The organism is Magnetococcales bacterium (assembly GCA_015231175.1).
Taxonomy (GTDB): Bacteria; Pseudomonadota; Magnetococcia; order Magnetococcales; family DC0425bin3; genus HA3dbin3.
Window position 1 is genome coordinate 1 of the sequence record JADGBZ010000094.1, and the last position, 12,199, is coordinate 12,199.

Genomic DNA, 12,199 nt, shown 5'->3' on the forward strand with positions numbered 1-12,199 from the left:
CAGGGCGCTGCCCTGGACCCGCCAGGGAGCCAGCCCCCTGGACCCCGATTCGTTGACGGGTGGTGAATAGTTACCAAAAACTTTGACTTGAAAAATTCCTGTCAGGGCTTCGCCCCTCATGCCCCAGGGCCACGCCCCTCACTTGTCGCATCCGTCCCCTGCTCCCGACTCGGCAATGTAGCGATAAAAACATCCCCGGTGTGGGGAACCCGCTGATGGATCAACTCCCGCAACCGTTCCGCATGCTGGTGTGCATCCATCGTCGTCCAGGTCGCAGGAACCCTGATGGTCAGGTTGATCTCCCAGCGGTCACCCAGTTTTCGACCACGCAACGTCTCCACCGCCACGTCATCATGCCAATTTTTGACCAGGCGATGCACCTGTTCCATGACGTGGCCAGGCAGGGCAGCATCCATCAAACCGTGAAAACTCTCCCCGACAATCTCCAGCCCCATCCGGATGATCATGATGGAAACCAGCGTCGCGGCAATATGATCCGCAATGGGAACGCCCAGGGTGGCCAAGAGCAACCCCAGGGCCACCAATGCAAACGAAAGTGCATCCGCCCGGTTCCCTATCGCAGCCGCCTTGATGATGGGACTGTTGTTGCGTTCGCCGACGCAACCCTGGAAACGATGCATCGACTCACTGGCCACAAAACCCACCAGCGCCGCCACAATGGCCGACCAGCCCGGGGCCTCGACCAGGCGCTCATTGATATGACGGACATTCTCTGCAAGAAAAATGGCCGACCCGGCACAAAGACCGACCCCGATAACGCCCGAGGCCAAAAACTGGAGTTTGCCGAAGCCATAAGGGAAGGACGGGGTGGGGGTCCAGGAGGCAACCTTGAGACTGATAAAGTTGAGACCTTTGCCGAGAAAATCCCCCAGGGATTGCAAGGCAAGTGCATGGAGCGCCATGCTGCCGGTCATAGTACCCATCGGGGCCATGAAAAAAAACAAAAGCAGGGAGACGACGATGTCCAAGACAATAGCAAAGTCACGGCAGGCCCGACACTTTGCATCAATCATGGCAACGATTCACCACCCGGCCACGCATCGGGGTCCAGGGGGCTGGCTCCCTGGCAGGTCCAGGACAGCGTCCTGGTGGGGTTCGGGGCGAAGCCCTGACAATGGCTTTCATATCAAGGCTTTTCTTAAAAGGGTACTGAACAGTTGCCGATCATGATACATCAGCCCTCCATCACGGACAACCACCCAGGGTCTGGCTCCCAAAGGCACCACTTGGCGCAACGAACCCTCATGCCGGATGCGCGTCATGGCCAAGAAATGGCCGAGGACGTACCGGGTCAGCAACCCCAACAGCAGGGCGACGACAACCCCCAACACGACAATCTTCGCTATCCGCCACAGACGCAGCATATATCCAGATCCTGCGGACAGAAAAAGCGATCAGGCCGTCGCAGTCGGCTAACGACGCTGGAGATAGTTGTAGACCCCCACGCCCACCGCAACCGTCGCCACCCCGGCCAGAATGATCGAACCCCACACGCTCAGGCTCAGGCCCACAGCAGAGCCCTTGGCCAGGGCGCCACCGATGGCCATGCTTTTGGTCACCGAACCGCCTGTAGCATCCGGCACGGTTTGAACCATGGCGACGGTTTGCGCCGTGGCCTTGGCCGCCCCTTGCGCCACAGGAGTCGCCACCTTGGCTGGCGCTGTCTGCGTGATGGGGGCAATCTTGGCCTCGCCACCAAACAGATCGATGGCTCCTTTGCTGCCCGCCTGCATGGTCCCCCGGGTCTCCAGGGAGAGCACCTTCAGCGCCTTCCCCGTACCGACCGTCTTGCCGGCTCCCTCAATTTCGACAACGGGAATTTTGGCAGGAAACATGGTCTGCACACCCGCGCCGGTCTTGGCCGCAGTGGCCTGCTGGGCAGCAGCCTGGGCTGCCCGCAAACCCTCGACCTCAACGCCATTGAGCATCACTTTCGCCGGGGTGACCTGGCCACCAAAGGGGGGAGCAAGGGGGGTCACGGACGCCTTGCCACCACCGAGCAATTGGACCGAAAAGCTCTTGCCCACAAGAGTCGAAAGCTGATCCGGCGTAAGAAGTTCGACGGTGTTCGGCATCGTTTGTTTCCTCCATGTCGATCAAAGCCAACCGCATCAGGCCGGGAACAATCAGCCCGCCAACGGCACAAAAAGCCACGCTACAGTCCCAAGCATAGGCTATACCAAGTGAACATGATCTGTCCAGAGATGATCAGGTGATGATCATGGCCTCGGGTGGGTCCATGTCACGCGATTGCCCTGCAACCCACCTGGACAGTCGTGGCATGAAAGGTGGATGATAGGGGGATGCGGGACGGGGGTCTCGTCTCGATTTTGTTGTCGGTCCACATTCCAGGGAGGGAGTGAGCGCATGTCTGGTCGGCGTTGGTCTGTCGTTGCGGCAATTCTTGTTGCTTGTGGCGTGGTGATTTCTGCTGTTCCAGCAGGTTCGGCTGGAGGGGTCGTCCGGATTGGGGTGGCTGGGCCGTTGACGGGTTCCTACGCCGCTTTTGGTGAACAGTTGTGGCGGGGGGCGGAGCAGGCCGCCAAAGATATCAACGCCGCCGGGGGAATCGACGGTCGCATGATCGAGTTGGTCAAGACCGACGATGCCTGCGAGCCAAAACAGGCGGTCAATGTGGCGCACCGCCTGGTGGATGCGGAAAAGGTCAAGGCGGTCATCGGTCATTTTTGTTCTTCATCGACCATTCCGGCCACGGAGATCTACGCCGAGGCGGGTATTTTGGCCATGACGCCAGGCTCCACCAACCCGAAGGTGACCGAACGCAACCTGCCCACGGTTTTTCGCACGTGTGGTCGGGATGATCAGCAGGGGGGCGCCGGGGCCGAGTATGTGGTGCAAAAGCTCAAGGCCAAGCGGATTGCCATCATTCACGACAAGGATACCTACGGGCAAGGGTTGGCCGATGCCATGCGGGCGCGGCTGCATGCCCTGGGGTTGAAAGAGGTTCTTTATGAGGGATTGACCCGGGGAGAGAAAGATTTCAATGCCCTGGTGACCAAGATCAAATCCCAGACGGCGGATGCGGTCTATTTCGGCGGGTTGCACGCCGAAGCCGGTGTTCTGGTGCGACAGATGCGGGAACAAGGTCTGCAAGCCCCCCTGATCTCCGGCGATGGAATCGTTTCCCAGGAGTTTGTGGCTTCGGCTGGTGGCCCACGCTTTGTGGAGAATGTGTACATGACCTTTGGGCGGGATGCGCGCAAAATCTATACAGGCCGGAAGGTTGTGGAAAGTTTTCGCAAGGCTGGTTATGAACCCGAAGGATACACCCTGTACTCGTATGCCACCCTGCAATCCATTGCCGCAGCCATGACGGCCACCCGTTCCGAGCAGGGAGATCTCCTGGCGCAATGGCTGCACAGCAACAAAGTCGACACCATCATGGGATCCAAAGCCTGGGATGCCAAGGGAGATTTGCAGGTGACCGACTACGTCATGTACCGCTGGAGTTCCGATGGCACATATCAGGAGGCTGAATAAGGGTTCGGCAACCATCCGACACCCTTTATCGTAAGGGGGGGCCTCCAGGTGTTGCACGCAATGAATGGCTACATCGTTGCCCAACAGGTGATCAATGGCCTGGTGTTGGGAGCCATCTATGGTTTGATCGCTGTGGGGTACACCATGGTTTATGGCATCATGGGCATGATCAACTTTGCCCATGGAGAGATCTACATGGTTTCCGCCTACCTGGCGGCCATTTTTCTCGCTCTGTTGACGGGAGCGGGGTTGCACGCGCCCCCCATTCTCCTGGTGGCGATTCTGCTGCTGACCATCCTGTTCACTGCGCTCTACGGGTGGAGTGTCGAGCGGGTGGCCTACCGGCCCCTGCGTGATGCCAGCCGGCTGGCGCCGCTGATCTCGGCCATCGGCATCTCCCTGGTGCTGCAAAACTATGTTCGCATCAGCCAGGGGGCACGCAACCAGGGCATTCCGACCCTGATCGAGGGTCATCTGCGTTGGGCCTCGGCGGATGGATCGGCCTTTGTCCAGGTGACCCATGTGCAGATCTTGATCATGGTTGTGGCCGTTCTGGGAATGGGAGCCCTGGCCTGGGTCATGCGGTTCACCTCCCTGGGACGGGCGTGCCGCGCCACGCAGCAGGACCGAATCATGGCCGAACTCCTGGGGATCAACACCGACCACGTCATCTCCACGGTGTTCGTCATGGGTGCAGCCATGGCCGCCGTGGCGGGCCTGCTGGTCACCCTGAATTATGGTTCCTTTGATTTTTTCATCGGTTTTGTCATAGGGATCAAGGCTTTTACGGCGGCGGTTCTGGGTGGCATCGGTTCCCTGCCCGGGGCCATGCTGGGAGGAGTGGTCCTGGGTCTTTGTGAATCCCTCTTTTCCGGCTTCGTCAACACCGACTACAAAGATGTGTTCGCCTTTGGCATTCTGATCCTGGTGCTGGTGCTGCGCCCCAGTGGTTTTCTGGGCCACCCCGAAGTGGAGAAAGTATGAATTTCCGGGAGGCATGGCGCGTGGCCGTACAGTGGGGAGGGGTGGCGTTACTCCTGTTCACCCCCCTTTCAGGGTTGGTCCTGGACGGATATCGGGTGGTATTTTTTTGGCAGCGTCCTTTATGGTTGGCAGGGGGCGTGTTTTTGGGCGCCCTGCTGACAATGATGCTCCTGCAAGCCTCCCGCACACCACGCATGCAGCGGTTTTTCACCCGGATGTCGAGTGGGAGTGTGGTTGAGCGACAGTCGGCCCTGCCGGTGTGGCAAGGGTTGCTCCTTTTTGCCGTGGCGGCAGGGTTGCCGTGGTGGATGGGCCACTATTGGCTCAACGTGATGATCCTTGCGCTGATTTACGCTCTGCTCGGACTGGGGATCAATATTGTCGTCGGCCTGGCCGGGCTCCTGGATTTGGGGTATGTCGCTTTTTATGCGGTCGGGGCCTACGGGTATGCCCTGGGGAGCCAGTATCTGGGGTTGGGATTTTGGTCGGCCATACCGTTTTGCGCCCTTCTGGCGGCCACGTTTGGTGCGCTGTTGGGCTTTCCGGTATTGCGCATGCGCGGGGATTACCTGGCCATCGTCACCCTGGGCTTTGGTGAAATCATTCGCCTGGTGCTCAACAATGCCACCGAGATAACGGGCGGTCCCAATGGCTTGTCGGTCCCGGCGCCGACCATCCTGGGTCTTGAGTTGACCCGTGTGGCCAAGCAGGGGGGCACTCCCTGGCACGAATTCTTCAAGGTGGCCTACGATCCCAGCGTTCGCTCCATATTGATCTATCTGGTTTTACTTGTCTTTCTGGCCATGTTGTATTTTTTCGTCGGGCGTTTGCAGCGCATGCCGATCGGGCGAGCCTGGGAGGCGTTGCGGGAGGATGAGATCGCCTGCCGGGCCCTGGGTATCAACCATGTCACGGTCAAGCTCTCGGCCTTTGCCATGGGGGCAGCGGTGGGGGGGATGGGTGGGGTGTTTTTTGCGGCCTCGCAGGGGTTTGTCAATCCCACCTCCTTCACCTTCTTTGAATCGGCCCTGATCCTGGCCATGGTGGTGTTGGGAGGGTTGGGATCAAATGGCGGCGTGGTGGTCGCCGCCCTGACGATCAACATTCTGCATGAAGTGCTGCGGGAGTTTTCCGATTACCGGGGCCTGGTTTTTGGCCTGATCATGGTGATCATGATGATTTGGCGTCCCCGGGGCCTGCTGCGCATCCGCCGACCCTTTTTTCCCGTGGGGAAGGCCCTGTGAGTACCCTGCTCACAGTTCGGGATTTGAGCATGCAGTTTGGTGGTGTGCTGGCCCTGCATCGGGTGGGATTTCAGGTGGAGCAGGGGTCGATTACCGCCATCATCGGTCCCAATGGCGCCGGCAAGACCACCGTCTTCAACTGCCTGACCGGATTTTATGCCGCCACAACGGGTGACATTTTTTTGCATCGCCACAACGACCAGGTAGATCTGATCCAACGTATGGGAGGCGCACGCTCCCGCAAAAGTCTCAACCCGTGGGCCATGTTGCGTCATCTGTATGCCTCATGGACCGGTGGAACCCACCAGGTGGTACGCGCCGGAGTGGCCCGCACCTTCCAGAATGGGCGCCTGTTTCGCGATATGACCGTGTTGGAAAATCTCCTTGTGGCGCAACACCGCCTGGTGGATCGCGGTATCCTGGCGGGGGTTTTGCGCACACGGGAGTATTTGTGCGCCGAATCAGCGGCCCTGGATCGGGCCATGGGTTGGTTGGGGGTGTTCAACATGCGGGATGACGCCAACCGTTTGGCCGGAGAGTTGCCCTATGGCCAGCAAAGACGCCTGGAAATTGTGCGTGCCCTGTGTACCGATCCTGTGCTCCTGTGTCTGGACGAACCTGCTGCCGGTCTCAATCCTCGGGAGACCGAAGCGCTCAGCCGCATGCTTCTCCGCCTGCGGGACCACCATGACATGACTGTGCTCCTCATCGAACACGACATGAAGCTGGTCATGGATATTTCCGATCAGGTGGTGGTCCTGGATCATGGCGAAGTGATTGCCAACGGTTCTCCCGCTCATGTGCAACACCATCCTGCCGTGGTTGAGGCTTATCTGGGGGTGGTGGAGCCGGTCACGCCCGTGCAGGCCTCCCTGAAAATGCCGCCGCCACTGGTCTCCGCCATCGAGTCCGGCGGCAGGATGCGTCCGCCCTTGATCATCGATCCTGAGGTGGCCGGCATGGAGGCGGATCGGTCATGACCATGGCAACCAACCTCCTGGTTCTGGAAGAAGTCAAGGCGGCTTATGGATCGGTGGAGGTTCTCCACGGGGTGACATTGCACATCAATCGAGGGGAGATCGTCACCCTGATCGGGGCCAACGGCGCCGGCAAATCGACGCTGCTCATGACCCTGTTTGGTCAGCCTCGTGCCACAGCGGGGCGTCTCTTTTTTGCCGGTGTCGAGATGACCCGCCTGCCAACGCATCGCATTGCCCGGCTCGGCATGGCCCTGGTGCCCGAGGGTCGGCGGATTTTTCCCGCCATGACCGTGGAAGAGAATCTCTTCCTGGGCGCCACATCTTTGGAGATGACCGAGCCAGGGCAGGGTGTACAGGCTCTCCAGGAGGCGCTTTTGGCACGGGTGCAGGCTCTCTTCCCACGCCTCTGGGAGAGGCACCGCCAACGGGCCGGCACCCTTTCGGGGGGTGAGCAGCAGATGCTGGCCATCGGGCGCGCCCTGATGAGCCGCCCCCGCCTGTTGCTGCTGGATGAGCCCAGCCTGGGTCTGGCGCCACTCCTGGTCCGGCAACTTTTTACCGTTCTGCGTCAGATTTCCGCCGATGGCACCACCATCTTTCTGGTGGAGCAGAATGCCTATCAGGCTTTGCAATTTGCAGATCGTGGCTATGTGTTGGTCAATGGTCAGATCCAGTTGGCGGGAGACTCTGCGTCTCTTTTGGCTGATCCGCATGTGCGTCAGGCCTATCTGGGTGGGTACTGATCCAACCGGTCCTTCCTTCGATGAAGCACCGAAAAATACCTTGATGGTACAAAAAATGCATACAGCAGGCATTGAACCATTTCGCTGTCGAATGCAACAAAGTATGACAGCAGGGTGATTTTTCCATGGCGGGTTTTTTCAGGAGGGAAGACAATCGCTCTCAAGGTGACCAGTCAACATACCGAACCCCTGGCCGTGTTTTTAGCCACCTGGGGTGGTGCAGGTCGGGCTCTGTGGGCACCCGGAACAGTGGGTATCCTGGGGGCCGTGCCGCTCTATCTTCTGTTGCGGCAACTGGGTGAACAATACCTGCTGGGAGGCATTGTGATCGTGACCGTCCTGGGGATTTGGGCGGCCCATGTGGCGATTCGGGTGCTGGGACGCACGGACCCTTCCGAAGTGGTGGTGGGTGAGGTGGCTGGTTATCTGTTGGCCATGTTTTGGGCGCCCTTCAGCTGGTTTTGGGTGGTTGCAGGCTTCATCTGTTATCGTTGGTTCGACCGCATCAAACCTTGGACCCTCTCCTGGCTGGGAGAGCGCCTGCCAGGAGGTTGGGGGGTGATGGCTGCGGATTTGGCAGCCGGCGTCTGTAGTGCCGTGTTGCTGAAAATTTTGGCAGATTGGACCCTATCGTGGGGAGGCGTGGGTTGAATTTTGTGAGGATGGCGCCATGATGTGCCTGCTGGTTATTCCCCGATGGAGCGGAAACGAAGGGCTGTTATCCGCTTTGGGGCGCCCGCACTTGGATCTGTTTCTCCATTGCCTGGGTTTTGAGGATGTCCACCTCCTGGAGGTGGATCCGGATGACCCCCTGGATCCGAATCAACTTGCTGAAAAATATACCCTGATTCTGGTGCAAGGTGAGGCGGGCAGCCGTTTGCGACGCTCCGTGATCTCCAACCTTGGGCTCTCCCTGGGGTTGGATGGCACGGACTCTTCCGAGTTGCGTGTCGTGGGCGCCCGTCCCCTGACCGACCGAAGTGGCAAACGTGCCGGTTTTTCCGTCCGGCGGCGGGGCCGCATCGTGGCCTTTTGTGAACAACCGGTCTGGGAATTACGGCACGCACTGATTGTCTGCATCCGTGCCTTCATGCGTGAGGATGAACCCGATTTTCGCCCCCGCCGCATGCCGGTCTATTGGATGGTCGAAGGTGCGGGAGAAGCTTTCGACCTGGATGAGCATTTTGGCGAGGAGTCCTGCAAACATTGCCGGCTGCGCCAGCTGCCCGATGGTGACTCCGCCCTGTGGTTGCCACCGGTGTTGAGCGACGACTTCAAAAACCTCATGGAGCGCCGACTCGGACCGCGCCTCTATGCCACCGAACCCAACTCCCTGGAAGAGGTTTTGGCAGAACTTCTTCTGAAGACCAAGCTTCGGGTGGGCGTGACGGAATCATGTACGGCAGGCTTGGTGGCGGCCCGTTTGACATCCCTGCCCGGCAGCAGCGCCTGGTTCAGCCATGGCTTGGTGACCTACAGCAATCAATCCAAAAAAAATCTTTTGGAGGGGGTGGATCTCCTTGTGGATCGGTGTGGCGCCGTCAGCCAGGAGACGGCGTTGGCCATGGCCAGGGCTACCCTGCGCGCTGCGGACTCGGACATGGCTGTTGCCGTAACCGGCATTGCAGGTCCCGGTGGGGGTACGCCGGAAAAACCGGTAGGAACCGTCTATCTGGCTGCGGTCACCCGTGATGGCGGAGTCATCGAACGGCGCCAACATTACCAGGGTGATCGTACACGCATACGTTTTCAAACCAGCCAGACTGCCCTGCATCTGCTTCGGCGCCTGGCTGCAGAGCGGGTTCGGGTTTGACATGTCGATTCTCTTGCTGCTGGCCATTTTGTTGGGGTGGGCCTCTTCCGCCGAAGCGGAGAGCCGTCATCTGCAACTGACGGATGTGGTTCATACGCTTGCCAACCAGCCGACGGGACAGCCCCCGGTTTGGGCCCCCTTGCCCAAGGGAGATGACCTGTTTGGACCCGGGGTGCTGACATACTCCATTCGCGGCGACGAAACTTTGTTGCAGGTCGGGCGATCCTTCGATCTGGGCTACAACAGCATCGTCTTGGCCAATCCAAAGATTGACCCCTGGTTGCCACCTTCGGGCACTCTGATCCGGGTTCCCCTGTTGCATATCTACCCGGAAGGCCGTGACTCCCGCCCGGAGCTGGTCATCAACAGACCGGAGATGCGGCTCTATTTCCACCGCAAAGATGGGTGGATCGAGACCTATCCCCTCGGCGTGGGGCGCGAGGGGTACGACACGCCGCTGACCGAAACCAAAGTGACCCGCAAGATGGCCAAACCCACTTGGTATGTCCCGGAATCGGTGCGCAGAGAGGATCCAAAAATGCCTGCTGTCGTCCCCCCTGGACCGGAAAATCCGCTGGGAACCCACGCCATCTATCTCAGCATTCCCAGTTACCTGATCCATGGCACAAACCGTCCTTTTGGCGTCGGGCGTCGGGTCAGCCGGGGATGCATGCGCCTCTACCCGGAGGATATCGTCCGCCTGTTCAGACGGGTGGAGCCAGGCCTGCGGGTTCGCATCGTCGATCAGCCGGCCAAGGCGGGTTGGCGAGGGGATCAGCTCTACCTTGAGGCACATCCGACCCTGAAGAAAAAGGATCGTGGGCAGTTGCCCGGCAAGGCCGCCGAGGCCATCAACAAAGCCATCAAACGGCGCCATGGACAAAGCGTCCACGTGGATTGGGCCCTGGTGGGGAAAATGACCCGCGCAGCGGATGGCATTCCCCGGGTTGTGGGGCATGCCTCCCAGGATGCGCTTCGCATGGTTGACAATAGGCCCAAGGTCATGCCGGCTTCGGCCACGACCGGTCACAAGGCCAAGCCAGCCCAAAAAGCGACGAAGAAAAAGGGGGATTGAGGGGCTGCTGAGTCGTTACCATGCCGAAAAAGTTTATGGGGGAGGATAAATGCGTGTCGTTCTGCTGACCACGCCCACGCGGACATCACTGCCGAATAGCGCGATTCCCCACGGTATCATCGCCCTGGCAGCCTACCTGGAAACAATGGGTCACGAACCCTGCGTCATCGACGCAGCCCTCGAACGAAGTGACCTTGCCGCCCTTTCCAAAAAGGTGGCTGATTGTTCTCCCGGATTGATCGGGGTCGGCGGCATCATAACAGCCTATGCCTACGTGATCACCCTGACCAAAGAGCTGAAAAAATGGTTGCCCCATGTGCCCATTGTTCTGGGCGGCCCCATCGCCATCCATAATGAAGAGAACTGCTTCAAACACATGGTCATCGATTACATCATCAATGGTTATGGAGAGATCCCCCTCGAAAAATTGCTGCGGAGTCTGTCGGGGCAACTCAGCCTCGATGCCATTCCCGGCTTGACCTGGTTGAAAGAAGGCACTCTCACCCGGAATCCGGGCCGGGAATTTTTTCGGGATCTGGATGCCATGCCACTGCCGGGTTATCGCTTCATCGACATGGAGCACTACACAACGGTCAACGGCACCAACGAGGTACTGGAAAAATATCTGCGCCTGACAGGGAAAAAGGTCAAGAGCCACCGCTCCTCTTCCATCAATGGAATGCTTGGCTGTACGGATAAATGTACATTCTGTGTCCATGAACAGGAGTTTGTCGGACTGAAGGCATTCTCCCTGGATTATGTGGTCAACCATATCCGGCACGTTCATGAAACCTATGGCGTCCATGTGGTGAGCATTGGTGAAGAGATGTTTCTGACCAATCTCGGGCGCGCTAAAAAATTCAATGAGATGATGATGGAGCAACTCCCTGACGTATACTGGATGGCCAGTACACGAGCCAACCACGTGTCGGAAGCATTGGTGCAGGAGTTGCGAAAAGGAAACTGCTTTCATGTGCAATGGGGCTTTGAATCAGGAAGTCAGAAAATTCTGGACCTGATGCAAAAAAGGATCTCCCGCGAACAAAATATCCAGGCCCTCAAAAATCTTCGCACCTCCCCCATCGGGGCCGTCTGTTCCCTGATGATCGGCAACATCGGAGAATCCCCCGAGACAATCAAGGAGACACGCCGCTCCATCCATGAAGCAGGCATCACCGACGCCCCAATTTTTTATGCCACACCCTACCCGGGAGGACGGACCTGGGACTGGGTCGTCGAACGAGGCATCATCGGCGATACACACGCCTATTTGAGCAAAATTTCCGACAAGGATGCCGGCGAGTTGACCTGCAACATGACCCCCTATCCGGATTGGGTTTTGCGAGTTTGGAAGTTTCAACTCCGCCTGGAGATCCTGATTCAGACAGGCATCCAAAGAGAGATCCATAATGGGGATCTTCCAGCCAGACTGAAAAAGTATATCAAATTATATTTTTCTCCGATTTTGTTGATACTTCTCGATGTTTTTCTGCTGATATTCGGGTACCCTCTCAAAATCATCAAAATGGTCAAATTTTCCGGTCACCGGGGCAAGATCGATACGGACACGAAGGGGGTGATCCTCCCCAAAAATCTTCGCCTTGGCAAACCGCCCAAATTGTTGTCTTCCGCAGATTTGATCAAAAAGTAATCGGGCATCCATCGCGCCCTTGAAGCGACGCTTGAACACAAATCAACCTCATCAACTGTCTAACGCATGGTAATCGTTCAGAGACCCTCGGACCGTAACCGCACATCGCCCCTTCCAGAAACGCTTGAACATGAAAGCCTTTGTCAGGGCTTCGCCCCGGACCCCGCCAGGGCGCTGCCCTGGACCC

At 58.5% G+C, this 12,199-nt stretch carries 12 protein-coding genes; 9 read left to right on the forward strand and 3 right to left on the reverse strand.

Annotation, left to right across the window (positions count from 1 at the left end; translation table 11 throughout):
* Positions 1 to 116 precede the first annotated feature (116 nt).
* From HQL63_14355 to HQL63_14365, 3 genes are all read right to left on the reverse strand, one after another.
* Positions 117 to 1,034, reverse strand: coding sequence for a cation transporter (locus tag HQL63_14355; GenBank protein ID MBF0178009.1), 918 nt, complete (start codon positions 1,032 to 1,034; stop codon positions 117 to 119).
* Between the two features lie 108 nt (positions 1,035 to 1,142).
* A complete protein-coding gene (locus HQL63_14360) occupies positions 1,143 to 1,385 on the reverse strand; it encodes a hypothetical protein (GenBank protein MBF0178010.1) in 243 nt (80 codons plus the stop codon).
* Between the two features lie 48 nt (positions 1,386 to 1,433).
* Positions 1,434 to 2,096, reverse strand: a complete 663-nt coding sequence (locus HQL63_14365; GenBank protein ID MBF0178011.1) for a hypothetical protein — start codon at positions 2,094 to 2,096, stop codon at positions 1,434 to 1,436.
* A gap of 292 nt (positions 2,097 to 2,388) precedes the next feature.
* Here HQL63_14365 and HQL63_14370 point away from each other — a divergent pair, with 292 nt between their 5' ends.
* The 9 genes from HQL63_14370 (at position 2,389) to HQL63_14410 (ending at position 12,012) form a co-directional block, all read left to right on the forward strand.
* Positions 2,389 to 3,522 carry a branched-chain amino acid ABC transporter substrate-binding protein gene (locus HQL63_14370; protein MBF0178012.1) on the forward strand — a complete coding sequence of 378 codons (1,134 nt, stop codon included), beginning with the start codon at positions 2,389 to 2,391 and terminating at the stop codon, positions 3,520 to 3,522.
* Between the two features lie 60 nt (positions 3,523 to 3,582).
* Positions 3,583 to 4,506 carry a branched-chain amino acid ABC transporter permease LivH gene (locus HQL63_14375; GenBank protein MBF0178013.1) on the forward strand — a complete coding sequence of 308 codons (924 nt, stop codon included), beginning with the start codon at positions 3,583 to 3,585 and terminating at the stop codon, positions 4,504 to 4,506.
* Entirely contained in the window at positions 4,503 to 5,750 is a 1,248-nt protein-coding gene (livM, locus tag HQL63_14380) for a high-affinity branched-chain amino acid ABC transporter permease LivM (GenBank protein MBF0178014.1), read from the forward strand. Before HQL63_14375 ends, livM begins: the two co-directional genes overlap by 4 nt.
* Before the next feature lie 29 nt (positions 5,751 to 5,779).
* The gene (locus HQL63_14385; GenBank protein MBF0178015.1) at positions 5,780 to 6,730 is read left to right on the forward strand and encodes an ATP-binding cassette domain-containing protein; all 951 of its coding nucleotides are present in this window, start codon (positions 5,780 to 5,782) and stop codon (positions 6,728 to 6,730) included.
* Complete coding sequence (locus HQL63_14390) at positions 6,727 to 7,473, forward strand: ABC transporter ATP-binding protein (protein MBF0178016.1); 747 nt, start codon at positions 6,727 to 6,729, stop codon at positions 7,471 to 7,473. Before HQL63_14385 ends, HQL63_14390 begins: the two co-directional genes overlap by 4 nt.
* A gap of 165 nt (positions 7,474 to 7,638) precedes the next feature.
* Positions 7,639 to 8,124, forward strand: coding sequence for a phosphatidylglycerophosphatase A (locus tag HQL63_14395; GenBank protein ID MBF0178017.1), 486 nt, complete (start codon positions 7,639 to 7,641; stop codon positions 8,122 to 8,124).
* 19 nt (positions 8,125 to 8,143) lie between these two features.
* On the forward strand, positions 8,144 to 9,286 hold the full coding sequence (locus HQL63_14400) for a CinA family protein (protein ID MBF0178018.1): 1,143 nt from the start codon (positions 8,144 to 8,146) through the stop codon (positions 9,284 to 9,286).
* A gap of 1 nt (position 9,287) precedes the next feature.
* Entirely contained in the window at positions 9,288 to 10,361 is a 1,074-nt protein-coding gene (locus HQL63_14405) for a L,D-transpeptidase family protein (GenBank protein ID MBF0178019.1), read from the forward strand.
* Positions 10,362 to 10,410: 49 nt separating this feature from the next.
* On the forward strand, positions 10,411 to 12,012 hold the full coding sequence (locus tag HQL63_14410; protein MBF0178020.1) for a B12-binding domain-containing radical SAM protein: 1,602 nt from the start codon (positions 10,411 to 10,413) through the stop codon (positions 12,010 to 12,012).
* Positions 12,013 to 12,199: the final 187 nt, after the last annotated feature.